16 protein-coding genes, 1 tRNA gene and 1 pseudogene are annotated in these 25,239 nt (G+C 62.9%); 8 read left to right on the top strand and 10 right to left on the bottom strand.

The genetic code is table 11. The features are described 5' to 3' along the window. Positions 1 to 43: 43 nt before the first annotated feature. From QDI87_RS02700 to QDI87_RS02660, 9 genes are all read right to left on the bottom strand, one after another. A complete protein-coding gene (locus QDI87_RS02700; RefSeq protein ID WP_278742154.1) occupies positions 44 to 1,243 on the bottom strand; it encodes a nitrogenase component 1 in 1,200 nt (399 codons plus the stop codon). Beyond that, complete coding sequence (locus QDI87_RS02695; protein WP_278742153.1) at positions 1,240 to 2,586, bottom strand: nitrogenase component 1; 1,347 nt, start codon at positions 2,584 to 2,586, stop codon at positions 1,240 to 1,242. Before QDI87_RS02695 ends, QDI87_RS02700 begins: the two co-directional genes overlap by 4 nt. Before the next feature lie 18 nt (positions 2,587 to 2,604). Next, on the bottom strand, positions 2,605 to 3,654 hold the full coding sequence (gene hypE / locus QDI87_RS02690; protein ID WP_278742151.1) for a hydrogenase expression/formation protein HypE: 1,050 nt from the start codon (positions 3,652 to 3,654) through the stop codon (positions 2,605 to 2,607). Then, positions 3,651 to 4,712: a hydrogenase formation protein HypD gene (hypD, locus tag QDI87_RS02685; RefSeq protein WP_278742150.1), complete on the bottom strand. Its 1,062-nt coding sequence runs from the start codon at positions 4,710 to 4,712 to the stop codon at positions 3,651 to 3,653. The genes hypE and hypD overlap by 4 nt, the downstream gene beginning before the upstream one ends. Beyond that, entirely contained in the window at positions 4,709 to 4,930 is a 222-nt protein-coding gene (locus QDI87_RS02680; protein WP_278742149.1) for a HypC/HybG/HupF family hydrogenase formation chaperone, read from the bottom strand. The genes hypD and QDI87_RS02680 overlap by 4 nt, the downstream gene beginning before the upstream one ends. A gap of 29 nt (positions 4,931 to 4,959) precedes the next feature. Then, the gene (hypF, locus tag QDI87_RS02675; protein WP_278742148.1) at positions 4,960 to 7,308 is read right to left on the bottom strand and encodes a carbamoyltransferase HypF; all 2,349 of its coding nucleotides are present in this window, start codon (positions 7,306 to 7,308) and stop codon (positions 4,960 to 4,962) included. Beyond that, the gene (locus tag QDI87_RS02670; protein ID WP_278742146.1) at positions 7,305 to 9,812 is read right to left on the bottom strand and encodes a nitrogenase component 1; all 2,508 of its coding nucleotides are present in this window, start codon (positions 9,810 to 9,812) and stop codon (positions 7,305 to 7,307) included. The genes hypF and QDI87_RS02670 overlap by 4 nt, the downstream gene beginning before the upstream one ends. 42 nt (positions 9,813 to 9,854) lie before the next feature. Then, positions 9,855 to 10,604 (bottom strand): P-loop NTPase, encoded by a 750-nt coding sequence (locus tag QDI87_RS02665; RefSeq protein ID WP_255240629.1) that lies wholly within the window; start codon positions 10,602 to 10,604, stop codon positions 9,855 to 9,857. A 143-nt stretch (positions 10,605 to 10,747) separates the two neighbouring features. Further along, complete coding sequence (locus tag QDI87_RS02660; protein ID WP_255240630.1) at positions 10,748 to 11,914, bottom strand: FprA family A-type flavoprotein; 1,167 nt, start codon at positions 11,912 to 11,914, stop codon at positions 10,748 to 10,750. A 195-nt stretch (positions 11,915 to 12,109) separates the two neighbouring features. Here QDI87_RS02660 and QDI87_RS02655 point away from each other — a divergent pair, with 195 nt between their 5' ends. From QDI87_RS02655 to QDI87_RS02630, 6 genes are all read left to right on the top strand, one after another. Then, positions 12,110 to 13,396, top strand: a complete 1,287-nt coding sequence (locus tag QDI87_RS02655; protein WP_255240631.1) for an efflux RND transporter periplasmic adaptor subunit — start codon at positions 12,110 to 12,112, stop codon at positions 13,394 to 13,396. Further along, positions 13,393 to 16,473 (top strand): efflux RND transporter permease subunit, encoded by a 3,081-nt coding sequence (locus QDI87_RS02650; protein WP_278742144.1) that lies wholly within the window; start codon positions 13,393 to 13,395, stop codon positions 16,471 to 16,473. The genes QDI87_RS02655 and QDI87_RS02650 overlap by 4 nt, the downstream gene beginning before the upstream one ends. Positions 16,474 to 16,806: 333 nt before the next feature. Further along, a tRNA-Pro gene (locus QDI87_RS02645) sits at positions 16,807 to 16,883 on the top strand. Between the two features lie 112 nt (positions 16,884 to 16,995). Continuing rightward, positions 16,996 to 18,384: an amino acid permease gene (locus tag QDI87_RS02640; protein ID WP_278742143.1), complete on the top strand. Its 1,389-nt coding sequence runs from the start codon at positions 16,996 to 16,998 to the stop codon at positions 18,382 to 18,384. Positions 18,385 to 18,591: 207 nt separating this feature from the next. Beyond that, complete coding sequence (gene nifJ / locus QDI87_RS02635) at positions 18,592 to 22,116, top strand: pyruvate:ferredoxin (flavodoxin) oxidoreductase (RefSeq protein ID WP_278742141.1); 3,525 nt, start codon at positions 18,592 to 18,594, stop codon at positions 22,114 to 22,116. Between the two features lie 161 nt (positions 22,117 to 22,277). Continuing rightward, positions 22,278 to 22,793 carry an AAA family ATPase gene (locus QDI87_RS02630; RefSeq protein WP_270837751.1) on the top strand — a complete coding sequence of 172 codons (516 nt, stop codon included), beginning with the start codon at positions 22,278 to 22,280 and terminating at the stop codon, positions 22,791 to 22,793. A gap of 321 nt (positions 22,794 to 23,114) precedes the next feature. Here the strand turns inward: QDI87_RS02630 and QDI87_RS02625 are convergent, their stop codons facing one another. After that, on the bottom strand, positions 23,115 to 24,290 hold the full coding sequence (locus tag QDI87_RS02625; RefSeq protein WP_278742139.1) for a class I SAM-dependent methyltransferase: 1,176 nt from the start codon (positions 24,288 to 24,290) through the stop codon (positions 23,115 to 23,117). Positions 24,291 to 24,675: 385 nt separating this feature from the next. Here QDI87_RS02625 and QDI87_RS02620 point away from each other — a divergent pair, with 385 nt between their 5' ends. Beyond that, positions 24,676 to 25,110, top strand: a complete 435-nt coding sequence (locus QDI87_RS02620) for an ESPR-type extended signal peptide-containing protein (RefSeq protein WP_278742138.1) — start codon at positions 24,676 to 24,678, stop codon at positions 25,108 to 25,110. After that, positions 25,085 to 25,237: pseudogene (locus QDI87_RS11745) on the top strand (hypothetical protein); the annotation flags it as partial. The gene QDI87_RS02620 and the pseudogene QDI87_RS11745, both read left to right, overlap by 26 nt. Positions 25,238 to 25,239: the final 2 nt, after the last annotated feature.

Here is a 25,239-nt window from a genome sequence, read left to right as displayed (position 1 = left end):
CTCCTTTGAAAATGAGAAATAGTTTCGGTTAATGTACTCTCTATTATACTCGATTCTGCTGGAGTTTGCCCAGGATTTTTTTGGTGAAATCCGCGAAGCAGTCTGCTTCGATAAGGTTGGGGATGTGTTCCTCGTAGAGGCGTCCCGAGAAGGCGATATGTGGCAGAGAGAGGAAAGCTGCGCCTGCGGGGCAGACGGGCTGGTAGAGCGGGTCTGCGATGATCAGCGCGGCTTCGCGCAGGACGGGCGTGAGCTCGTCTTCGTCGGTCAGGCGGAGCGTGTCGGGCAGCAGCAGTTCATCATCCGTCTCCATTGGCACAATGGCGGTGAAGGGCAGTCCGATAGCTGCTTCCAGGGCGCGCGATAGTGACTCGGCAAAGACGGTCTCGCCGATGATATAGGCGGGCCCTTCCGGTGGGCAGGCCGCATCGTCTCTGAATGAGGCGCAGTGCGGGAAAGGAATGCCGATGCGGTAGGGGATGCCGGCGCGCTCGCGCAGGACGCGCGCGGCGCCGAGTCCGCCATAGCTCAGGACGAGGTCGAGGTCGGCCTCATGCGAGGCGAGGATGGTGTCGAGGTCGGAGCCCATGGCCCAGCAGCTTGCGAGATGACAGCCGCGCGCTTCGAGCCAGTGGCGCATGGAATCGATGCTGCCATTCATGGCAAAGTCGAGCGGTGTGGCGCCGAGCACGTTGACGCGCAGGGCCTTGCCTTTCTTCTGGCGGAGCTTGTGGAGCTCTTCTTCGCTGAGCCATTTGGCCTCTGGAAGGTGCGTGGGGGCAGCCGATTCCGGCAAGGCTTGGCAGGTAATCTCTGCGAGCTTCTGCAGGGCGAAGAAGATGCCGCGCTCGTAGTAGTGCATGCTGTTCGTCGGCAGCGTGAAGGCGGGGATGCCGGTCTTCTTCTCGAGGATGCGGCAGATGGCGCGGCAGTCGGTGGCAATCATGTGGGCAATCTGCGAGGGAATCAGGCAGATAAAGCGTGGCTGCAGCTCTTTGGCAGCGGCCGTGATGTCGGTGATAAGCCTGCTGTCATTGCCGAGGATGGCGTCCTGCTCCGTCAGGGCAGAGACGAAGATCTGGCTCGGTTCTGCGAACCAGCGCGGCTCGTCGTGTGTCGTGTACGTCGAGTTGCAGCCCGAAGGGTCGTGGATGACGACCATGCCGCCGAGCTCGTAGAGGGCGGAGCAGACGCCGAAGGTGTCGGCAGAGTATGTCGAGAGGATGCGGGAAACGTGTTTCATAGCAAGGATGGGCCTCCTAATCCCTTGCGCCGGACATTTGCCTCGATGTCTTTGGGCGTCCGGTAGGCGGCGATCATATCATGGGCCAGTGCCTCGATGGCAGAGAAGCCCCAGCGGCCGCCGCCCTCTACCAGGTTGACGAAATGCGGCGTACCCTGGAAGAAGGCGGCCTTCTGTCCGAGGGCCAGGCAGGCCGGTGCTCCCTCTGCATGCACGGGGCGCGACAGCTCGCGCAGCAGCGGTGCCTTTGTCGGCCAGAGCTCGATATCACCGTGATGTTCCTGCAGATCGCGGAAGTCAGCTTCTTCTTCGGGGCTGATGGCGTCGGCGTAGATCTTGGTGACATGGAAGCCGTGGCGCAGCAGCAGGCAGGCGAGCGAGAGCGGGCGGAAGGTGAACGTCAGGTCGATGGCAATTGGCGTCTGGCTGATGAGGTCTTGTGCCTCGCCTAGCGCCTGCTCGGCCCTCTGGCGTGCTTCTGTGCAGTCGGGGGCCTTGGCGCCGAGGCGCTCGGCAAGCTGCAGCAAGAGCCGTTCAATCGCATTTTCGTTCCAGACCTGCGGCAGGTAGAAGTAGTCCTGCTGCAAGCGCTCCTCGAGATCGCGCACGGCGGGCAGGCTGAACGGATTCGTGAAGAGCTGGAGCGAGGAGGCGCTGAGCTCCCGGAACTCGTCGTAACTCGCGCAGTCCGCCATATCGCGCACGGCCCAGCCGTTTTCGCGCAGCAGGCGGGCGGCATCGTGTTCGGCGGGTGCCCTGAGGTTGTTTCCGAAGAAGGAGGCCTGCTTCTTTTTCGGAAGCTCTGGCAGCAGGCGGCCGATTGCGCGGCGCAGGCGCTCCTCCGGGGTCAGGTGGCGTGTCTGGCGTATGGGGTCCATGAAGCATTCGGCGAAGTCGATGCCCGGATGGCGCCGGCGGAGTTCGCGGTAGACGTAGCGCAGGTTGCAGCCGAGGAAGTGGTGGACGCAGGCGGGGAAGAGCAGCACGGCGCGTGGCTTTTCGGGCAGGTGTGCGAGGATGTCTGCGACGCCTGCGAGGATGAGCTGCTCGTTGTCGCGGCCCGTGAGGTCGGATTCGCGCAATTCAATTGACGAGAATCGCCCCATAAGACCCATCTCGGCGGCCGTCAGGACGACGCCGCGCAGGCAGCCGGAGGCGCAAATAAAGATCTGGTGGGCTTCGGGGATGAGCATGCCGGTGTGGACGATGTTCCAGGTGCCGCGGCAGGGCGGCGAGTACTCGAGCCCGTGCGGGAACGGCGCGGGGAAGCTGGCTTCGCCAATCGTCACGCAGATTGCGCGTCCTGGCGCCGGAGCGGGGCTGGGAAAAATCCGTTTGAGCATAGCTGTCACCTCAATTTCTTAGCAGATGCGCGGCAGGAGTTCGCCCGACGGCTCTGGCAGCAGTGTCCTCGTGCCGATCTCTGTGCGCAGCACGACTCTGCCCGAGAAGTCAGGCGTGACTCTGCCGATGACGGCGGCCTGCTGCGAGTTGGGCAGTGCGCGCAGGGTCTCGACGAGTGTCGGCGCGATATCCTGCGGCGCGAAGATGACGAGGCGCCCCTCGCAGGCGAGGTAGAGCGGCTCGAGGCCGAGCAGGCCGCAGACGCCGCGCACTTCGGGCGCGACTGGGATGGCAGCGGCCGAAAGTTCGATGCCGACATGGCTCTCGGCAGCAATCTCGTGCAGGACGGTGCCGACGCCGCCGCGCGTGGCATCGCGTATCGTGTGGATGGCCGCCCGGTCGGGGATCGCGTCGAACATGGCCTTGACGGCAGCGGCGAGCGGCGCGCAGTCGCTCGTGATGGCGGCGTCGATGGCGAAGTCGCGGCGCGCGACGAGAATGGCGGCCCCATGGCGGCCGATGTCGCCCGTGACGATGATGGCATCGCCCGCTTCGGCGCGCGAACCGGAGGGATGAGCGCCCTCCATGCACTCGCCGATGCCTGTCGTCGTGATAAAGACCTTGTCGACCTGGCCGCGGCCCGCGACCTTCGTGTCGCCGGCGACGATGCGGACGCCGGCCGTCTTAGCTGTCTTGGCCATGGCGGCCGCGATGGCCTCGAGATCTTGCAGCGGAAAGCCCTCCTCAATCTGGAAGGCGCAGGAGAGATAGCGCGGCACGGCGCCCATGCAGGCGAGGTCGTTGACTGTGCCGCAGATGCTGAGCTTGCCGATGTTGCCGCCCGGGAACTGCCACGGCGAGACGATGAAGCCGTCTGTCGTGAAGGCGGCCCTGCCCGTGGCGAAGGTGCCGACGGGCAGGATGGCCGCATCGTCAGCCGTGAAGTCGGGGTTCTGGAAATGGCGCGCAAAGACGCGCGCGATGAGCGCTGCCGTCTGGCGGCCGCCGGCGCCGTGAGCCAGCGTAATGCAGGCATCCTTGCCGTTGTACATATCGTCTGTTGTCATGCAAAATCCCTCCCAAGTCCTCCGTAGAGATAGTAGGCCGAGCAGGCACCTTCGCGCGAGACCATGCAGGCGCCGATGGGGTGGTCCGGAGTGCAGGTCCTGCCGTAGAGCGGGCAGTCCACCGGCCGTTCGAGCCCTTGCAGGATGGCGCCGCAGTGACAGGCGGGATTTTCCCGCCCGCTCATCGACGGCAGGGAAAACCGCACCCTGGCATCGCGCGGCGCGAAGGCGGGGCGTATCTTCAGGCCGCTCGCCTTCAAGGTGCCGAGGCCGCGCCAGGTCGCATCGCACGGCTCCATGTACGTTTCGACGAGTGCGCGGGCAGCCGGGTTGCCCGCGGGGCGCACGACGCGCGGGTAGGCGTTGACGAAGAACGGCTCGCCGCTTCGCGATTTCTCGAGGATGACGGCCAGTGCCGTCAGGAGCTCGCTGGCCGTAAAGCCGGCCACGGCGCCCGAGATGCCCTGCTTCGTCAGGGACTCTGGCAGGCTTGTGCCTGTGATGGCACAGACATGGCCGGGATAGAGGTAGGCATCCGTGTGGCTGGCCATCGCCTCGTAGGCAGCCGGCATGGTCTTGTTGGCCGTCAGCAGCGAGAAGTTCGCGATGTCCTGTGCTTCGGCCCGCTTGAGTGCCAGGCAGGCGGAAGGCGTCGTCGTCTCGAAGCCGACGGAGAGGAAGACGACTTCCTCTCGGGGATGCTCCTCTGCGTAGGTGACCGCGTCGAGCGGCGTATAGACGACCTGGATGCGGGCCCCGCGGCTGCGTGCATCCGCAAGCGTCTTCTCTGTGCCCGGCACGCGCACGAGATCGCCGAAGGTGCAGATCGTGGCATGGCGCTCTTCGGCGAGGAAGATTGCCTCATCGATGTAGGAGACGGGCGTCACGCAGACGGGACAGCCCGGCCCCGATATGAGCGCGACATTCTCCGGCAGCAGGCTGCGTATGCCGAGGCGGAAGATCTCATGTGTGTGGGTGCCGCAGACTTCCATGATGCAGAGTTTCGGTCCGCGATACCCGGCGATGATATCACGGGCCTTCATGATGGCGGTGTTCATTTCACGTCGACCTCCGCGTCGCGCAGGACTTCTTCTGCCTCTTCGCCATCCTCAGCGGTGATCTTGGCGATGGCCAGTCCGGCGTGGACCATGACGTAATCGCCGGGGTCGATGTCCGCGAGCAGCTCTGCCGAGACTTCGCGGCGGGCGCCCGAGGCGTCGACGAGCGCCATGCCATCCTGGATGCGCACGACTTTAGCGGGTAAACCAACACACATGATAAGACTTCCTTTCGTATAAAATAGAATCAGCGTTCTTGCAGGGCATACATGGCAAAGGCGGCTTGGCCGACGCAGATGCCGCCGTCATTGGGCGGCAGCAGGCTGTGCAGCAGCACGCGGAAGCCCGCGCGCTTGAGGCGCTCCTTTGTCAGCCGCGTCAGCAGGGTGTTCTGGAATACGCCGCCGCTCAGGGCGACCGTGGTGACGTCCGTCTGCTGACGCGCGCGTTCGCAGCCCGCGCCGATGAGCTCGGCCAAGGTCTGGTGGAAGAGCCGGGCGAGTTCGCGGGCCGGCCGTCCCTGCTCGTGCAGCGTGACGAGGGCGCCGAAGAGCGCCGTCGTCGGCAGCAGGAAGCGCCCGCCCTTTAGCGCCTGGCGCACGGGCAGCGAGAGCGGTTCAGCAGGGCCGTCCCATTCTTCGGCGGCGAACTGCAGGGCCATCGAGGCCTCGCCCTCGAACGTCGCCTGGCGGCGCAGTCCGAGGAGGGCGCTGACGCCGTCGAAGAGGCGCCCGGCGCTCGTCGACTCGATGCAGTTGACGCGGTGCTGCAGCATGAAGGACTGCGCGGCGAATTCCTTCTCGTCGCAGAGGCCGAGCGAGAGGCACTGCTCCTTCCAGGCTGCATCGATCTCGCTGGGGCCGCTGCCCTGCAGCTCTCTCATCAGGCTGTCCCTGAGTAAGCTGACGGCGATGCGCCAGCCCTCGCGCGAAGAGCGGTCGCCGCCCGCTTGCTGGAAGGGCTCGACTGAGCCGAGCCGACGGAAGCCCCTGTAGTCGGCGAGCAGGAACTCGCCGCCCCAGATCGTGCCGTCCGTGCCGTAGCCCGTGCCGTCGAACGAGACGCCGATGACGGGCCCCTGCCAGTCGTTCTCGACCATGCACGAGAGGATGTGCGCGTAGTGGTGCTGGACTTTGAGCAGGGGTACGCCTGATTTTTTGGCGAGCTCCTCGGCGACGGTCACCGTGTTGTAGCGCGGGTGCAGGTCGCAGGCGATGGCCGCAGGCTTGTTCTCGAGCAGGGATTCCATGAGCTGGACGGAATCCTTGAGTGCGAGCACGGTGCGCAGGTCGCTCATGTCGCCGATGTAGGGCGAGGGGTAGAAGAGGTGGTTGCTCGCGAGGCAGAAGGTGTTCTTGAGTTCGCCGCCGATGCCGAGCACCTGGCCTTTGAGCGGTGCGCTGAGCATGAAGGGCAGCGGTGCGAAGCCGCGGCTGCGGCGGACCATGTAGGGCTTTCCCTCAAACCAGTCCATGACGGAATCGTCGGCGCGCAGGCGGATGCGGCGGTCGTGCGAGAGAATGACGTCACAGAGCGGCGCGAGCGCTTCCTGTGCTTCTGCGTCATTGTGGCAGATGGGCGCGCCAGATGGATTGCCGCTCGTCATGACAAGCATGGCGGGCACCTCTGACGTGTCCCCAGGGTAGTCGAAGATCAGCATCTGCACCGGCGCGTACGGCAGCATGACGCCGACCTTGGGATTGCCGGGTGCGACGCTCGGCGCGAGCGGGCTGTCCTTGTGGCGGCGCAGCAGCAGGATGGGCTTCTGGTGGCCCGTCATCATCGCTGCTTCGCCGGGGTCGAGATGGCAGGCGCTCCGCACGGCCGCCTCGTCGCGCATCATGACGGCAAAGGGCTTCTGCGGGCGGTGCTTGAGCGCGCGCAGCCGCTTCACGGTTTCTTCACTCGTCGCATCGCAGGCGAGGTGGAAGCCGCCGATGCCCTTGATGGCCGCGATGCCGCCCGCAGCGAGGACGCGGCGCACTTCCTTGATGGCAGCGGCCCCTCGCACCGCCTCATGGCCGAGCAGGTAGACCTCGGGGCCGCAGTCGTTGCAGCAGACGGGCTGCGCATCGTAGCGGCGGCTCTCGGGCGAGACGTACTCCTCGTGGCAGGCCTCGCACATCGGGAATTCCTTCATGCTCGTGCGCTCGCGGTCGTACGGCATGGCCTCGAGGATGGTCAGCCGCGGGCCGCAGGCCGTGCAGTTGATGAAGGGGTGCAGGTAGCGGCGGTCGTGCGGGTCGAAGAGCTCAGCACGGCACTTGTCGCACGTCGCGATGTCGGGCGAGACGAAGATGTCGCCGCGCTCCTTGGCACTCTCGATGATGGAAAAATCCTCGTAAGGCGCGGCATTGTCATCGGTCACATCGTGCACGTCGACCTTGAGGATGGCCGCGCGCTCCGGTGCTTGTTCCGGGATGCCCGCGACGAATTGCTGCAATGATGCGTCCCTGCCCTCGGCGAAGACTTCGACATAGGGGCCTTTGTTGCAGACCGTGCCGCGTATCCGGCAGGCGTCGGCCAGGCGGCTCATGAAGGGGCGGAAGCCGACGCCCTGCACGATGCCGTAGATCTTGATGTTCAAACGTTTCATAGCTCTCTATCCTTGCTTGCTGTATTCACTGTGGTATTGCGCCCTGAAAGGGCGAAGTGCGGCAGGTCGATGACGGCGCCGCCGAAATCCTCCGGCACGGCGCGCGCGAGCAGCTTGTCGCCGATGACGACGGCTTCTGGATGCGCCTGCAGATAGCGGTGAAACTCCTGCTCCGCGCGGAAGCAGCAGTCTCCTGGCTGCGCTAAGGCGCGGTCAAGCGCAAAGAAGGTGCCGACAGTCAAAGCCCTTCCGGGCAGCTCGGGGAAGCGCTGGCAGATGGCGCGGCGCAGTGCATTGGCGAGGACCTGCTGGTGCACGATAAGGATTTCCCTGTGTGCGTCACTATCCATCACGCTGTCGAGACGGGCCAGCAGCGTCGCAAATGCCTTGCGGATAAAGGCGGGCGGCAGCTCGGCTCTGACGGGGATGCCGGCTTGGCGCCCGAGGCGGCGTGCCGCCTTGAGACCGCTTGGCGAGACGGCGAGAATGCTTTGGAGCTTCGCGGCCTGCTGGAAGTCTTCGAGCCGGTCGAAGAACAGGACAGGCCCCTCCGCATCCCGGCACAGCGTCTCCCGAAGGGCTTGACGCTCGCCCTTCGAGAAGTCAAGCGGCGTCAGGCCGAGCACGCCGAGGCCTGAGCGGGGCGCGCCGGCGGGCAACTCAGCCGCGAATTCCCGCACGAGTGCATCGTAGGCGGCCCCGGCTCCTCTGTCGTAGAGGTGGGTGCCATCCGTGCGCACGGCAATGGCGGGCAGAGATGTATTCTTCTCGATCATGCGGCAGAGCGCGCGGAAGTCGGTCGCGATGATGGCGGGCACGGGCGTGCCGACGAGCCCGACGAAGGAGACGGGCAGGCAGGCTGCTGCCGCGCGCACCTTCTCGACGAGATGCTTGTCGCGCCCCATGATGGCGTCCATGTCGCGCAGGCCCGCGCTAAACACGGCCGAGGGCGCGCCGCCCTCCTGCCAGCGCGGCTCGTCGAAGCCGCAGATGTTGCCCGCGCAGCCGCCTGCATCGACGATGACTGTCATGCCGCCGAGCGGGTAGAGCACCGAGGCAGCGCCAGCTGTGTCCGGCGCGAACGGCGGCAGGGCGAGCGAGAGCTTTGGCATGGCGGAGACGGGGCGATGCGGGTCATCAGTCTCCGCCTCAACTTTTTTCTCTGCCGTGCCTGAGCTCTCCTGACGCATAGCATTCTTCATATTTTCAAAGAGAGCTTGGGCGGCCTGGTAGCCGAAAGGCTGCACAGCGTCGTTCCACGGCAATTTCTTGGCATGGGGGTGGAGCGCGCAGGCATCTGCGCCGATGGCAAGTGATACGGCGGCGTCCTCCCGGTAGTGCAGCATGGCCGGCTCCAGCGTGGAGTAGATGCGCGTTGCGGGTGCGAGTTTTGCGAGCTGGCGGATGTAGAATGCGTCGGCAGCGGTCGGCACGGCGAAGAGCTCGCGGACGGCGAGGTCGCGGCGCACGAGTGCCAAGGCGAGCTCGAAGGGATTGGCATTGAGCCGGCTGCCGATGGCGATGACCGCCTTCTTACCGTACTGCGCGCAGAAGTCGGCAGCGGCCTGCTCGGCGCGCTCGCGTTCGTTCTCCATGGCGATAGCCTCTGCTCCCAAGCCGAGGATGTGCGCGAGTGCCCTGTACTGGTTTGCGATCTTGTCGGTCGCGTAGAGGCGGCGCAGGCGTATGGCGGGGATGCCGATACGCTTCTCGAGGGCGAGGGCGGCGCTCATCGCCTCGTCGGCGAGCACGAGATTGAAGTTGGCCGCGGCCAGCGCTTCAAAGTCGCCGTATGTCTGGCAGCGGGCGAGCTCGGCGACCTTGCGGATGCCCGCACGCTCGAGGAGTGAGAAGAGTTCGGAGTCTGCCGCGACGGGCGTGAAGAAGCCGAGAAGATTGGCCTGGCGCGGATTTTTTCGGCGCGGCTGCAATAGGCCGTAGATCGTCTCTCGCACGGCCTGCATCGGCGGATGTTGGCTCTCGCGCGTCAGCGCGTACATGTAACAAGGGCGAACGAGCAGGCCGACAGCTGCTTCAGCCTTGCGGCAGACGCGCTCCATGTCCGTGCCGAGCAGCGCGTCGACGCAGGTCAGGCAGATCATGACGACAGAGGGGCGCTCCGCTCGGCTGGCGACAAAGGCGCGGACGGCCTCGGGAATCTTCGTCAGGTGGCTGCCTGTGACGATGTCCGTCTCGTCGAGGGCGAGGTAGGCGAAGCGCTCGCCGTAATGGCCACTGCCCGAGAGCGCCGCCGTGTTGCGGCCGCAGCAACCGGGCGAGACGAGTAGCATGATGCTGCCCGGCACGCTGAGCCCCGCGCGCTTGACGCCAAAGCCCTGCGCGCCCGGCGAATTGAAGTCGATGGCGGCAGGCGTGTTGCAGATGAGATGCGCGTCGGTGCGCAGCTCATCTGGCATGGCCTGCTTGCCGCCGAGGCGGGCGGCAAGCTCCTCGGCCGTGATGACGTATGCCTCATATCTCTGCTTTGCGTCCTGTTCGTTCATGATTCACCGTCCCTCGTTTTCTCGGTACACCATTTTTCTCGTTCATTCTTTCAGGATATCGTTTGCAAGTGCGAAGAAAGCCTGGCTGACGGGGGCATCCGGCGCGTATTCGACGACGGTCATGCCGCGTTCTTCGGCCTCGCTGATCGCATCGCTGCGCGGGATATCCGCGAGGATGGGCAGCTGATGTGCCCGCGCGAACTCCTGGACTTTCTCTTCCTCGCGCGGTACGTTGCGCCGGTTCAGCAGGACGCCGCGGACCTTGGCATAGCCGCGGTCGGCGAAGTTCTCGACAGCCGTCGCGATGTTGTTGGCCGCGTAGAGCGCCATCTTCTCGCCGGATGTCACGATCAGCACGTCCTCCGCATAGCCCTCGCGGATCGGCGCGGCAAAGCCGCCGCAGACGACGTCGCCGAGCACGTCGTAGAGCACGACGTCCGGCTGCTCCCGCTCGAAGAGCTCGAGGTCCTCGAGCAGGTTGAACGTCGCGATGATGCCGCGCCCTGCGCAGCCGAGTCCCGGCGTCGGCCCGCCCGTCTCGATGCAGAGCACGCCGCCAAAGCCGCGCGCCGAGACTGTCTCGAGCGAAGCGGGCTCTTCATCGAACTCCCGCATGTAGCCCATGACCGACTGCAGGGGCCTGCCACCGAGCAGATTGATCGTCGAGTCCGCCTTCGGGTCACAGCCAATCTGGATGACCTTTTTCCCCTGAACCGCCAACGCCGCCGCCAGATTGCTCGTCAGCGTCGACTTTCCGATGCCGCCCTTTCCATACACCGCGATTTTCCGCATAAAATCCCTCCTTCGAGATAACTATCTCCTATTATAAAGGCACAGGGCCTTTCTTTCAAATCGCACACAGAGGCGTTCAAATTGCATCCACATGGATTTTTTCACAAAAAAACCGCCATACGGCGGTTTTGCTGGCGAGGATCTCACTCGACGATCGTGTGGACGGCCTGGCGCAGGGCTTCGAGGGTGTCCTTGTCCGGCGTGTTGAGCAGGCGCTGCTTGTCGAGGACGATGTCGCAGCCGGCGGCTTTGAGTTCGTTCTCGACGAGGGCAATGCTCTGGCCGCCCCAGCCGTAGGAGCCGAAGGCGAAGGCCTTGTGGCCTTTGGCGGTGAGGCCTTTGAGGTAGCAGAGGAAGGAGGCGACGGTCGGTAGCATCTGGTTGTTGATGGTCGGGGAGCCGACGGCGAGGTATTCGCTCGTGAGGATGTCCGTCATGATGTCGGAGAGGGCGTTCTCCTTGACGTCGTAGAAGGTGGCGGGCACGTCTTTTTCCTGGAAGGCTTCGGTGATGGTGCGGGCCATCTGCTCGGTGGAGTGCCACATGGTGTCAAAGACGACGACGGCGCGCTTCTCGAGGGTGCCTGTGGACCATTTCTCGTAGAGGTCATGGATCTCCTGGACGTGGGAGCGCCAGATGATGCCGTGGCCTGTTGCGATCATCTCGATGTCGAGCCCTTTGAGCGCCTTGAGGGCGGCCTGTGCCTGGCGGCCGTAGAGCGTGAGGATGTTGGCGTAGTACTTCTTGGCCTCGTAGTAGAGCACGGAAAGGTCGTTCTCGTCGTCGAAGCGGCTGCCGGAGGCGAGGTGCTGGCCGAAGGCGTCGTTGGAGAAGAGGATCTTCTCCTCGGGGCAGTAGGTGACCATGCTGTCGGGCCAGTGGAGCATCGGGGTCGGCACGAACTGCAGGGTGCGCTTGCCGATGGAGAGGGTATCGCCCGCCTTGACGCCTTCGTACGGCAGGTCGCCGTAGCGCGCCTTGAGGCCCTTGAGTCCCTGCGGGATGCTCGTGATGACTTTGGCGTTCGGGCAGTGGGCCATCATGAAGGGCAGGGCGCCGGAGTGGTCGGGCTCGACGTGGTTGGAGATGATGTAGTCGATCTTAGAAGGGTCAATGACAGAGGCGACGCGCTCGAGGAGCTCTTCCTTGAACGGCTCCTTGACGGTGTCAATGAGGGTGATTTTCTCGTCGAGGATCAGGTAGGCGTTGTAGCTCGAGCCGCGGCTCGTCTCGTAGCCGTGGAAGCTGCGCATGGACCAGTCGATGGCGCCGACCCAGTAGATATCTTTGCGGATTTCAACTGCTTTCATGATGGTACCTCTTTCTTTTGGTATTTCAAGGCGGAGGGCCTTAAATTTTCACATTATGCCTCTATTTTATATCGACTTCATTATCTTGTAAATATCGATTGTCACATTTGACAAGATGTCGTATTCCTAAAATGAGTAGAATTTTATATAATAGAGGGAAACAGTCAACCGATAATCAGGAAGGGATGTGAGGATATGCGCCATCAATTCGGTCAGCTGGGGCGGATGGACAGGAAGAGGCTCGCCGCTGTGGGGGCAGTCTGCTTCGTGCTGCTGGCGCTGGCCCTGCGCGCCTACATGGGCGGGGGCAGCGAGGAGAAGAAGAAGGTTTCGCACGGCAGGCCGCTCGTCAAGGTGGTGACGGTCGCGCGCGCGGACATGATGCGCCACATCGCGCTCTCGGGGCAGACGGTGGCGGATGCGGATATCCCGCTCGCGCCGAAGTATACGGGGCGCGTCACGGAAGTGCGCGCGAAGCTCGGCGACACGGTGCAGAAGGGCGATGTGCTGCTGGTGCAGGATACGGGGGACCTCGACATCTCGATTGAGGCGAACGCGGCGGCTGCTGGCGCGGCGCAGGCCGATGCGCGCGAGGCGCGGGCCTCGTACGATGCCAACTACATCAAGGCGCGCAACGACCTCGAGCTCGAGCAGGCGAAGTACGAGCGCAACGAGTACCTCTACTCGATTGGCGCGATCTCCCAGGACACGCTCGACAGCGTCAAGCAGGAGTACCTGGCCTCGAAGGCAGCCTTCGATGTGCTGGCGGACCAGGTCGAGGGCGGCAGTGCGGCGAGCGTCGAGTCGAAGGCCTACACGGCGGAGAAGGCACAGCACGCGACGGATGCGCTGCGCCGCCAGCGCGAGGACATGTACCTGCGCGCGCCGCGCTCGGGCGTCATCGGCTACCGCAATGCGGAGGTCGGCGCCATCGTCTCGGCCGGCACAAAGGTCTTCTCGCTCGTCGACACGAGCCACATCAATGTCGACTGCACGATCGCGGAGGCAGATGCGGCCATCCTCAAGACGGGGCTGCCCGTCGAGGTGACGATCGACGCGCTCGGCGAGGACTACGCGGGCGAGATCGTCTACGTGAGCCCGGCGATGGACGATGCGAGCAAGACGTATCAGGTGCGCATCGAGCTGACGGACGAGTCGGCGCGCGATACCATCAAGGCGGGCCTCTTTGCGCATACGGCCGTCGACATCCTGCAGCGCCGCGCGACGCTCTGCGTGCCGAAGGAGGCCCTGCTCTCGCGCACGGGCCGCCAGATTCTCTTCGTCGTGGGCGAAGATGGCACGGTCGAGTTGCGCGAGGTCAAGGTCGGCCTGATGAACGATGCGGAGGTCGAGATCCTCGATGGCATCGAGCCCGGCGATACGGTCGTCGTGACGAATCAGGACAAGCTGCAGGATGGCAAGAAGGTCGAGACAGAGCCGTATGAGGGCGATGACGATGCGAGCGAGGCGAGTGCATCATGAATATGACACGCCTTTCCATCAAGCGACCGGTCGGCATCTCGATGATCGTCGCGTTCTTTGTCGTGCTCGGCCTCTACAGCTACTACCGCATAGGCGTGGAGCTCCTGCCGGCGCTCAACACGCCGTATGTGACCGTCTCGGTCAAGTACCCGGGCGCGAGCGCGGAGTCGGTGGAGCAGGAGGTCGTCAAGCCGGTCGAGGACGCGCTGTCCTCGGTGTCGGGCGTCAAGAAGATCACCTCGACGGCGAGCTATGAGCGGGCGCGCGTGACGCTCGAGCTCGACTTCGCGACGAATGCCGACACGGCGGCCATCGACGCGAGCAAGAAGGTCGAGGCCATCGCCAACAAGCTGCCCGACGAGGCCGACTCGCCCGTCGTCATCAAGCGCGACATGAACGCGAAGCCGATCGTGGAGCTCGCCGTGCTCTCGGATCACAGCCTGGCCGACACCTACACGGAGACGGACAACGTCTTCTCGGAGGTCATCCAGCAGGCGGGCGGCGTCTCGGAGGTCGAGCTGCACGGCGGCCGCGACAGGGAAGTCGCCATCGATGTCGACCGCGAGAAGATGGCGGCCTACAAGCTGACGCTCGCCAAGATCGCCGCGGCCATCAAGGATGAGAACCAGCTCGTGCCGTCTGGCTCTGTCTACACGGAGACGACGAAGTCGGACGTGCGCGTCGTCGCGCAGTTCCAGAAGCCCAGCGATATCGAGAAGGTGCAGGTGGCCAACACGGCGGGCAAGATGATCCCGCTGACGGCCGTCGCGACTGTCCGCGAGCGCGAGGCCCGCACGGAGCGCTACGGCCGGCTCAACGGCGAGGATGCGATCAACGTCCTCATCTACAAGAACAGCGATGCCAACGTCGTCGAGACGGCGGCCAACATCATGAAGAGTGTCGAGAAACTCCGCAAGACGTATCCTGATTACCAGTTCGTCGTCGTCTCGAATGACGCCGACTACGTCCGCGACTCGCTGCACAGCACGATGAACACGCTCATCGAAGGGCTCATCACCACGGGCCTTGTGCTCTTCTTCTTCCTGCGCGGCTGGCGCTCGACAGCGGCCGTCATGATCGCGATCCCGACCTCGCTCATTGCGACGTTCTTCGTCATGTACCTGGCGGGCTTCACCTTCAACATGATGTCGCTGATGGGCATGACGCTCTGTGTCGGCATCCTCGTCGACGACTCCATTGTCGTCCTCGAGAATATCGTGCGCCACCTGAAGCTCGGAGAGGCGCCCAATACGGCGGCCGAGAAGGGGCGGACGGAGATTGGCATGGCGGCCATCGCCATCACGCTCTGCGACGCCGCCGTATTCATGCCGATCGCCTTCATGCAGGGCATGACGGGCCAGTACTTCCGCCAGTTCGGCCTGACGATCGTCTTTGCCGGCGCCTTCTCGCTCTTCGTCTCCTTCACCCTGACGCCGATGCTCGCCTCGCGCTTCTTCCGCAAGGGCTACCACCCCGCGAAAAACCGCGCGTTTGCCTGGATGGACCGCGTGGAGGCGCGGGCCGAGCGCCTCTACGTCGAGGTGCTGAACTGGAGCTTGCGCCATACGAAAAAGCTGCTCCTTTCCATCCTGGCCGTCTTTGCTGCTGTCGTCGCCCTGGTGCCGCTCGGCCTCGTCGGCATGGAGTACATGCCGCAGACGGATGAGTCGAGCTTCACCGTCAACATCCAGGCGCCCGTCGGCTCTTCGCCGGCCGAGACGAACCGCGTCGCCGAGCGCATCGAGGGCAGGCTCGCCGAAATCCCTGAAGTCAAGTACTACATGACGCAGGCGGGCGGCAGCACGGCCTATGAAGGCCGCATCAAGGTCCAGCTCGTGGACCGCCGTGAGCGCAGCCGCACGGTCTGGCAGGTCGCCAACGATGTGCGCGCGTTCGCCGCCGACATCAAGACGGCCGATGTGCGCGTCGCCGAGACACAGACGAATGTCGCCGGCATCGCGGGCGGTGGGGGAGCGAAGAACGGCGGCGGCGCCCTGCAGGTCGAGCTGCGCAGCAACGACGGTGCGGCGCTTGACGCGGCCGCCGAGAAAGCCATGGACACCCTGCGCGCCATCGACGGCGTGACGGACGTCAACTCCTCCTATGTCGAGGGCATGCCCGAACTGCGCCTGACCGTCGACCGCGAGAAGCTCAAGGCCTACGGCACCTCTCTGCAGGACGTCGACACAGCCTTTGCCAGCGCCATCTCCGGCCTCTCCGCCGGCGAGCTCAAGAGCGACCCCAAAAACGGCGGCCAGGACACCGCGATCAAAGTCCGCTTCAAGGATGCCGACAGCTATAAGGCCTCCGACGTCGCCCGCGTGCCGCTTTCCGCCTCCGGCAAGCTCATCTACCTCGGCGACGTCGCCGCCATCCAGAACGGCAGGGGACCCGTCACCATCCGCCGCGTCAACAAGCAACGCTCCGTCGCCATCGGCGCCAACCTCAGCGGCCGCCCCATGGGCGATGTCACCCGCGATGTCAAGAAAGCCTTCGCCAAAGCCGACCTCGGCGATAACGTCACCTACCAGTTCAAAGGACAGGCCACCCGCATGGACGAGACCTTCAGCGAGCTGCTCTCAGCGCTCTTCCTCGCCCTTATCCTCATCTACATGCTGCTCGCCGTCCTCTACGAATCCACCATAACACCCTTCATCCGCATGTTCTCCCTGCCGCTCGGCCTCATCGGCTCCATCCTCATGCTCTTCCTCACGCACAACACCCTGAATCTCTTCTCCATGATCGGTATCCTCGTCATGGACGGCATCGTCGCCAAGAATGGCACCCTGCTCATCGACTACACCCTGACCCTCATGGACCGGGGCAAGAGCCCGCTGGAAGCCGTCATCGAAGCCGGCCGCGTCCGCCTCAAGCCAATCTTCATGACCACCATCACCATGATGGTCGGCATGACACCCATGGCCCTGGCCATGACCCCGGGCTCCGAATCCCGCGTCTCCATGGCCTGGGTCATCATCGGCGGCCTCCTGACCTCCACCGTATTCACCCTGATCGTCATCCCAATCATCTTCCTGTTCTTCGCCAACCACAAAAGGAAAAAGAAAGGAGTCGAGTAGGGGAGAGAAGCAGCTCGATTTGAGGCCCTGGGACGTGAGGGCCATTTAGCGGAGCGGCAAGTCGAACGGACGCAGCTAGGGGCGGGGGGACCTGTTCCGCCTGCAGGAGTGAAGCGACCGCCCGCAGGGCTGGCCCTCAAACGGCACCTCGCAAAAGCAGTCGATGAAAACCGCCGCGGCAGGCGGCGAACCTGCCTCCATGCACTCCGCAAAATGAGGGCCATTTAGCGGAGCGACGAAGCCGAAACAGGTCCCCCCGCCCCCGCAACCAAAACTTTTTTCAAATTTCCCCTTGCCAAACCCCGCGATTTACGCTATACTAGTCTACGTTGTCGGGATGTGGCACAGTTTGGTAGCGCGCATCGTTCGGGACGATGAGGCCGCAGGTTCGAATCCTGTCATCCCGACCATTTACAAGAGAGCAGAGACCAGTCCAAGCGGGCTGGTCTTTTTTGTTGCCCTAATCCATCATTAATGATAAAATGTATACCTGTAATGCCCAATAGAAGGAGTTGTTGTATCGTGAATATCTTCCGGACCAAGAGCATCGCCGAGTACAAGGCCGATGCCCACCAGTCCCACCTCAAGCGCGCCATGGGCTCCCTTGACGTCACCCTGCTCGGCATCGGCGTCATCGTCGGCACCGGCATCTTCGTCCTGACCGGCGTCGCTGCCGCCAAGTACGCTGGCCCGGCGCTCATGCTGTCCTTCCTGCTCGCCAGCATTGCCTGCGGCTTCGTCAGCATGGCGTACTCCGAGCTCGCCAGCATGGTGCCCGTCGCCGGCAGCGCCTACGCCTACGCCTACACCTCCGTCGGCGAGTTCTTCGCCTGGCTCGTCGGCTGGAACCTCGTGCTCGAGTACTCCGTCGGCGCCAGTGCCGTCGCCGGTGGCTGGTCCGCCTACGTCGTCGGTCTCCTGAAGACCGCCGGCATCGAGCTGCCGGCCGCCTGGACGAGCGTGCCGGCCGACGGCGGCATCGTCAACCTGCCGGCCGTGCTCATCACGCTCTTCCTGACCTTCCTGCTCGTGCGCGGCGTGCGCGAGAGCGTCACGGTCAACAAAGTGCTCGTCGGCGTCAAGCTCGCCGCCATCTTCCTCTTCCTGTTCCTCGCCGCGCCGTCCGTCGACCCGGCGAACTGGGAGCCCTTCATGCCGTTCGGCTTCTCCGGCGTCTCGGCCGGCGCCGCCGTCATCGTCTTTGCCTACCTCGGCGTCGACTCCATCGCGACGGCGGCAGAGGAGACGAAGAACCCGGCGCACGACATGCCGACGGGCATCATCGCGTCGCTCCTCATATGCACGGTGCTCTACATCGCCGTGACGGCCGTCATGACGGGCAATGTGCCCTATACCGAGCTCGACAACGCCGAGCCGGTCGCCTTCGTGCTGCGCCAGCTCGGCTACCGCTTCGGCTCCGCGCTCGTCGGCACTGGCGCCATCGCTGGCCTCACGACCGTGCTGCTCGTCATGATGTACGCGCAGACGCGCGCCTTCTTCGCCATGAGCCGCGACGGCCTCATCCCGCAGTCCATCTGCAAGATCCACCCGCGCTTCGCGACGCCGCACCGCATCACGATCATCGTTGGCCTCGCCGTCGCTGTCATCAGCGGCTTCACGCCGATCAACGTCATCGCCGAGATGTGCAGCGTCGGCACGCTCTTTGCCTTCATCGTCTCGTCCGTCGGTGTCATGATCATGCGCAAGAAGTACCCGGACCTTGCGCGCCCGTTCCGCTGCCCGGCCATCTACGTCGTCGGCACGCTGGCCATCGTGAGTTGCGGCTACATCATGTACAACCTCTCCTCGATGACCTGGGAGCGCTTCTGGATCTGGAGCGCCCTCGGCATCCTCGTCTACTTCCTCTACGGCTACCGCCACAGCCGCGAGAACAAGCGGGGCGAGGCCTGATCCCGCCTGGTGTGCAGCCTGCCTGTACAGATGACGGCAGGGAAGTGGGTGTGAGGAATATATCTTTACATTTTTTTGCATAGCACGTATAATGAAATCTGATGGCACTTCAATCTTGCCATCAGGTTTTTCTATTTATTCCTGACTATGCGATGGGGGACAGGCCCCATCTGTCAAATCCAATATCAGAGGGGAGTAACAAAACACATGAGCAAAAAGATGAAAACCATGGACGGCAACACAGCTGCCGCCTACATCTCCTATGCTTTCACCGACGTCGCGGCAATCTACCCGATCACGCCGTCCTCGCCGATGGCTGAGCATGTAGATGAAATGGCTGCCAAGGGAGCGAAGAATCTCTTCGGCCAGAAGGTCAAGGTCATCGAGCTGCAGTCCGAGGCCGGCGCTGCCGGCGCTGTGCACGGCTCGCTGCAGGCCGGTGCACTGACGACGACGTACACGGCTTCCCAGGGCTTCTTGCTGATGATCCCGAATCTCTACAAGGTAGCCGGCGAGCTGCTACCGGGCGTCTTCCACGTCTCCGCGCGCGCACTCGCTGCCAACTCCCTGAACATCTTCGGCGACCACCAGGATGTCATGGCCGCACGCCAGACGGGCTGCGCCATGCTCGCCGAGGCGAGCGTCCAGGAGGTCATGGACCTCTCGGCCGTCGCGCATCTCGTCGCCATCAAGGGCCGCGTGCCGTTCATCAACTTCTTCGACGGCTTCCGCACGTCGCATGAGATCCAGAAGATCGAGACGATCGACTACGAGGACCTCGGCAAGCTGCTCGACTGGGATGCCGTCAAGGCCTTCCGCCGCCGCGCGCTCAATCCGGACCATCCAGTCCTGCGCGGCTCCGCGACGAACCCGGACATCTACTTCCAGTCGCGTGAAGCAGCCAACAGCTTCTACGATGCACTGCCAGAGCTCGTCGAGGAGGCCATGGCTGACCTCGCGAAGGTCACGGGCCGCGAGCACCATCTCTTCGACTACTACGGCGCCAAGGATGCCGACCGCATCATCATCGCGATGGGCTCCGTCTGCCAGACGGTCCAGGAGACGGTCGACTACCTCAACGCGAAGGGGGAGAAGGTCGGTCTCTTGAACGTACACCTCTACCGTCCGTTCTCCATCGAGCACTTCTTCAAGTTCCTGCCGAAGACAATCGAGAAGGTCGCCGTCCTCGACCACACGAAGGAGCCGGGTTCGCTCGGCGAGCCGCTCTACCTCGATGTCAAGGCAGCTTTCTACCATTCTGACATGCACCCGACGATCATCGGCGGCCGCTTCGGCCTCGGCGGCAAGGACACGACGCCGGACCAGATCTTCGCCGTCTTTGAAGAGCTCAAGAAAGACGCACCGAAGGACGGCTTCACGATCGGCATCGACGACGATGTCACGCACACGAGCCTGACGCCGGCGCTGACGGATGTCGACCTCACGCCGGAAGGCACGACGGCCTGCAAGTTCTGGGGCCTCGGCTCGGATGGCACGGTCGGCGCCAACAAGAGCGCCATCAAGATCATCGGCGACAAGACGGACATGTACGCCCAGGCGTACTTCGCCTATGACTCCAAGAAGTCGGGCGGCATCACGATGTCGCACCTGCGCTTCGGCAAGTCCCCGATCACGAGCCCGTACCTCATCAACAAGGCCGACTTCATCTCCTGCTCGCAGCAGTCGTACGTCTACAAGTACGACCTGCTCGCCGGCCTCAAGAAGGGCGGCACGTTCCTCCTCAACACGGTCTGGAGCGACGAGAAGCTCACGAAGCACCTGCCGGCAGCCATGAAGCGCTACATCGCCAAGAACGAGATCCAGTTCTACACGGTCAACGCTGTCTCCATCGCCAAGGGCCTCGGCCTCGGCGGCCGCTTCAACATGGTCATGCAGTCCGCGTTCTTCAAGCTCGCGAACATCATCCCGATCGAGACGGCCGTGACCTACCTCAAGGAAGCCGTCGTCACCTCGTACGGCCGCAAAGGCCAGAACATCGTCGACATGAACAACGGCGCCATCGACCAGGGCATCGAGGCCCTGCACAAGGTCGAGGTGCCGGCATCGTGGGCTGATGCTGAAGACGAGCCGCAGGAGAAGCGCGACCTGCCGGAGTTCATCACCGAGGTCCAGGAAGTCATGAACCGCCAGGAAGGCGACAAGCTGCCGGTCTCGAAGTTCGCCGGCGACCGCGCCGACGGCACGTACCCGCTCGGCGGCGCCGCCTACGAGAAGCGCGGCACGGCCATCAACGTGCCGGTCTGGAACGCCCAGAAGTGCATCGGCTGCAACAAGTGCTCCTATGTCTGCCCGCACGCTTCGATCCGTCCGGTCCTCACGACCGACGAAGAGCTCGCTGCAGCACCGGAGGGCTTCCCGTCCAAGGAAGTCCGCGCCGTCAAGGACTACCACTTCACGGTGGCTGTCTCCACGATGGACTGCCTCGGCTGCGGCAACTGCGCGCAGGTCTGCCCGGTCAAGGCGCTCGACATGACGCCGCTTGACGACGACCTCAAGGCAAAGCAGGCTTACTTCGACTACGGCGTCGACACGGAGAAAGTCGCGCCGAAGAAGAACCCGATGAAGAAAGAGACCGTCATCGGCAGCCAGTTCGAGCAGCCGCTCATCGAGTTCTCCGGCGCCTGCGCCGGCTGCGGCGAGACGCCGTACGCCAAGCTCATCACGCAGCTCTTCGGCGACCGCATGATGATTGCCAACGCCACGGGCTGCACCTCCATCTGGGGCGGCAGCGCACCGGCCATGCCGTACACGACGAACGCCAAGGGCCACGGCCCGGCTTGGGACAACTCCCTGTTCGAGGACAACGCAGAGTTCGGCCTCGGCATGTTCCTCGGCACGCAGTCCGTCCGCAATGGCCTCGCCGATGACGCCAAGAAGGCCATCGAAGAAGGTCTTGGCAGCGAAGACCTCCAGGCAGCCCTCAAGGACTGGGTAGAGAACCTCGACAACGGCAACGGCACGCGCGACCGCGCCGACCGCCTCGAAGCCCTGCTCGCAGCCGAGAAGGGTGACAATGCGCTGCTCAACAAGCTCTACGAGAACCGCGACTACTTCGTCAAGCGCTCCCAGTGGATCTTCGGCGGCGACGGCTGGGCCTACGACATCGGCTACGGCGGCGTCGACCACGTCCTCGCCTCCGGCGCAGACGTCAACGTCTTCGTCTTCGACACCGAAGTCTACTCCAACACCGGCGGCCAGGCCTCCAAGGCCACGCCGGCAGCAGCAATCGCACAGTTCGCCGCAACCGGTAAGAAGACCCGCAAGAAGGATCTCGGCCTCATGGCCAAGACCTACGGCTACGTCTACGTCGCCCAGGTCGCCATGGGCGCAGACCAGAACCAGCTGCTCAAGGCCATCACCGAGGCCGAGGCTTATCCGGGCCCGTCCCTCATCATCGCCTACGCACCGTGCATCAACCACGGCATCCGCAAGGGCATGGGCTGCAGCCAGCTCGAGGAGAAACTCGCCGTAGAGTGCGGCTACTGGGCAAACTACCGCTACAACCCGCAGCTCGTCGGCACCGACAAGAACCCGTTCAGCCTCGACTCCAAAGAGCCGGACTTCTCCAAGTTCCAGGACTTCCTCATGGGCGAGAACCGCTACATCAACCTCAAGCGCACCTTCCCAGAAGCAGCCGAAGCCCTCTTTGAGAAGACCCAGCGCGACGCCGAGATCCGCTACAACAACTACAAGGCACTCGCCGGCAAATAAGCCGTCCGCAGTGGCCTGATATACAGCGCTCTTGCGCAACGACAGAAAGCCTGTCCCGTTTCCGCGGGACAGGCTTTTTCGTCTGCCGTTTTCCATTTTCTTTCCTTCCGGAACATGCTAGAATAGGGATATTGCAGTCAAGAATAGGGGAGGAATCACCTTTGAAAGTCATCAACTTCTACGGCGGCGCCGCCATTGGCAAGAGCACCATCGCCGCCGACATGTACTCCAAACTCAAGCGCATGGGCTACCGCACCGAGCTCGTCGGTGAATTCGCCAAATGGCTCTGGTACCAGAACGCCACCGACATCGTCGAAGACCAACTCTACCTCTTCGCCGAGCAGGCCCACCGCACCCGCACCCTCGAGAAATACAGTGTCGACTTCGCCATCTGCGACTCGCCCTTGCCCTTAAACATCATCTACAACCGCGAGCCCTCCGACGCCTTTAACACCCTCGTCATGCAGGAGTTCAACCGCTACGACAACCTGAACTACCTCCTGCGCCGCAACGACGAATTCCTAGCCGTAGACGGCCGCCCCGAAACCGACCTGCCCCAGGCCAAAGAAAAAGACCAGCAGATCCTCGCCGTCCTCGAGAAATACAGCGTGCCATACACCGTCATATCCCCGTGGGAGACCGACAAAGTCCTGCTGGACTTGAAACTTAAAAGGTAAGCCTGCGATGGGGCAGGGGCCCCGAGCCCTCTCGTACATCGAGCCCCAGACCAAGGTAATCCGCGCAATGAGGCAGGGGCCCCGAGCGCCTCGCTTGGCAGAGCTGTTCTTCAGCGCAGGGATGGATTCCGCCTGCAGGAGCGCAGTGACCGCCCGCAGGGCTGGCCCTCAAGCCGCATGCACAAAAGCCGTCGATGTCAGAACGCCGCGGCAGGCGGCGAATCCGCCTCCATCCGACCGCGCGCCATGAGGGCCATTTCAACGGAGCGACGAAGCCGGAATCCATCCCTGCGCGCCACCGGCACCCCAGCCGTGGTAATCTCAATACCAGCGCGTCATCGGCAGCTCATTGTTGTTGCCCTTCGTCATCAGCACCTGATGGATATCGATGTATCCGATGTAGAACGCCGCCGCGCACCCGGCGAGGTAGAGGTCCCACATGCGCACGAACTCCTCATTCTTCCAGCCCGCGACCGTCTCGTGGACCTTGAGGAAATTGTGGTACCAGCACATCAGCGTCCGATAGTAGTGGCGCCGCAGGCTCTCCACATCGAGCACGCGAAAGTCCGCGTCGTAGGCGTGCGAGATCAGCTCGCGCAGCGACGGCAGCGTGCCGCCCGGGAAGATGTACTTGCGGATCCACGGCTCCGACACCACCTCATCGTGGCCCGTGATCGTGTGCAGCAGGAAGATGCCGCCGTCCTTCAACAGATGGTTTGCCGTCTCCATGTACGTCGCGTAGTTCGAGCGGCCCACATGCTCCATCATGCCGACACTGACGATGCGGTCAAAGAGCAGCCCCTTATCCTCGAGGTCGCGGTAGTCGACGAGCTCAATCTGCACCTGGCCCTCGAGCCCTTCCGCCTTGATGCGCTCCTGTCCTTTTTTCCACTGCTCCTTACTGAGCGTACAGCCGTAGCCCTTGACGCCGTACTTTTTCGCCGCCTCAATGAGCAAAAAGCCCCAGCCGCAGCCGATGTCCAGGAGCGTCATGCCTTCCTTGAGGTAGAGCTTCTCGAGGATGTAGTCGACCTTGTTGCGCTGCGCCTGCTCGAGCGTGTCATCCTCGTGCTTGAAGTACGCGCACGAATAGCTCATCGTCGGGTCGAGCCAGAGCTTGTAGAATTCATTGCCCAAATCGTAATGGGACGAGACCTCCTTGGCCTGGTCTTTCTTCTTCTCCGACATGTAGAGGATGTTGCGCAGCCCCTTGCGGTCGAGCGAGAAGCGGTCGGCCTGCTCGAGGAACGTGCAGAGCATGTGGAAGAGGTCGCCCTCAATCTCGATGTCGCCGCGCATGTAGGCCTCGCCGAGCGCCAGCTGCGTCGACTCCAAGAGCGCCTTCTTCGGGACATCCTTGTGCACGACCACCGTGAACTCCGGCTCACCCTGGCCAATCGTGTACACCTCATCGTGCATCTTCACATTGAAGCAGTGCTTGTCAAAGTGATTGAGATAGTGGAGCAGGAAATTATCCATGAGTTTCTGGAAATGCATCAAAAAAATCCCCTTTCTACTGGAAGCTGCCACATGTGGCTGTTCCAGTTCTTACGCATTTGCAAGAAGATTCGACACCGTGCAGGTAAAATCCTCTTTTTGAGAGAACGTTTCAATTCAGTTAAGTTCATATGATAGCACCATGAGAAGATAGAGCGAATATGTCAAAACAGCCCCGTTTCATTAAGACTTGGCGTGACTTTTAATGCGATTTGATGTAAAATAAAAAATTAAAGATGCAGGTTGCAACGAGATTGATTGCAACCTGCAGTGAAACCGGTTTGTCGAGCAGGGCATAAGCCAGTCATGGAGGACACGCTCATCATCCGGCGATACATGGGAAAAATCAGCAAGAAAAGAAATAGTTGGATGGAGAGGGATTGTCATGAATCACATTTACAAAGTCGTCTGGAGCAAAGTCAAGAACTGCTACGTCGTCGTCTCCGAGATTGCCAGGAGCAACGGCAAGACCCGCTCCCAGAAAGTCGTAGCCGTTCTCGGCACTGCCCTGATCAGCAGCGTGCTGTTCACTGGGGGGGGACTTTTGACGGCAGAAGCCGCAACGGGGCAGCCCTTTGGTGAAGCCACTACGGCTTCGGGGGCGAATTCGATTGCCGCCGGTAATACGACAACGGCATCCGGCCAAGAGAGTATTGCCCTTGGAACGCATAATACGGCATCCGGCAATTGGTCCGTAGCCTTTGGCGGAACGTATCTCCAGCAGACTGTCAGAAAGCATAGTATGAATTGCCCTGTTTACCAGATCGGGGATAAGCAGTACTACAAGTATAGAAATGCATACTATAAGCACAACAGATGATGTGCAGTTTACGGGCGATACATCAACGGCCACGGCTGTCATGGTCAGTACAGGCAATACAGCCAGCGGCAGTGATTCCGTAGCATTTGGCGTAGGTACACAAGCAAAGGGGGCTGGGGCCGTAGCATT

The sequence above is a fragment of the Mitsuokella jalaludinii genome (assembly GCF_928722185.1).
GTDB classification, from domain to species: domain Bacteria; phylum Bacillota; class Negativicutes; order Selenomonadales; family Selenomonadaceae; genus Mitsuokella; species Mitsuokella jalaludinii.
The sequence above is the reverse complement of the archived record's forward strand: the minus strand, read 5'-3'. Positions and strand labels throughout refer to the sequence as shown.

Coding starts and splice junctions, on each gene's coding strand:
- QDI87_RS02700 (WP_278742154.1), bottom strand. CDS start 1,243: ATGAAACACGTTTCCCGCATCCTCTCGACATACTCTGCCGACACCTTC.
- QDI87_RS02695 (WP_278742153.1), bottom strand. CDS start 2,586: ATGCTCAAACGGATTTTTCCCAGCCCCGCTCCGGCGCCAGGACGCGCA.
- hypE (WP_278742151.1), bottom strand. CDS start 3,654: ATGACAACAGACGATATGTACAACGGCAAGGATGCCTGCATTACGCTG.
- hypD (WP_278742150.1), bottom strand. CDS start 4,712: ATGAACACCGCCATCATGAAGGCCCGTGATATCATCGCCGGGTATCGC.
- QDI87_RS02680 (WP_278742149.1), bottom strand. CDS start 4,930: ATGTGTGTTGGTTTACCCGCTAAAGTCGTGCGCATCCAGGATGGCATG.
- hypF (WP_278742148.1), bottom strand. CDS start 7,308: ATGAAACGTTTGAACATCAAGATCTACGGCATCGTGCAGGGCGTCGGC.
- QDI87_RS02670 (WP_278742146.1), bottom strand. CDS start 9,812: ATGAACGAACAGGACGCAAAGCAGAGATATGAGGCATACGTCATCACG.
- QDI87_RS02665 (WP_255240629.1), bottom strand. CDS start 10,604: ATGCGGAAAATCGCGGTGTATGGAAAGGGCGGCATCGGAAAGTCGACG.
- QDI87_RS02660 (WP_255240630.1), bottom strand. CDS start 11,914: ATGAAAGCAGTTGAAATCCGCAAAGATATCTACTGGGTCGGCGCCATC.
- QDI87_RS02655 (WP_255240631.1), top strand. CDS start 12,110: ATGCGCCATCAATTCGGTCAGCTGGGGCGGATGGACAGGAAGAGGCTC.
- QDI87_RS02650 (WP_278742144.1), top strand. CDS start 13,393: ATGAATATGACACGCCTTTCCATCAAGCGACCGGTCGGCATCTCGATG.
- nifJ (WP_278742141.1), top strand. CDS start 18,592: ATGAGCAAAAAGATGAAAACCATGGACGGCAACACAGCTGCCGCCTAC.
- QDI87_RS02625 (WP_278742139.1), bottom strand. CDS start 24,290: ATGCATTTCCAGAAACTCATGGATAATTTCCTGCTCCACTATCTCAAT.
- QDI87_RS02620 (WP_278742138.1), top strand. CDS start 24,676: ATGAATCACATTTACAAAGTCGTCTGGAGCAAAGTCAAGAACTGCTAC.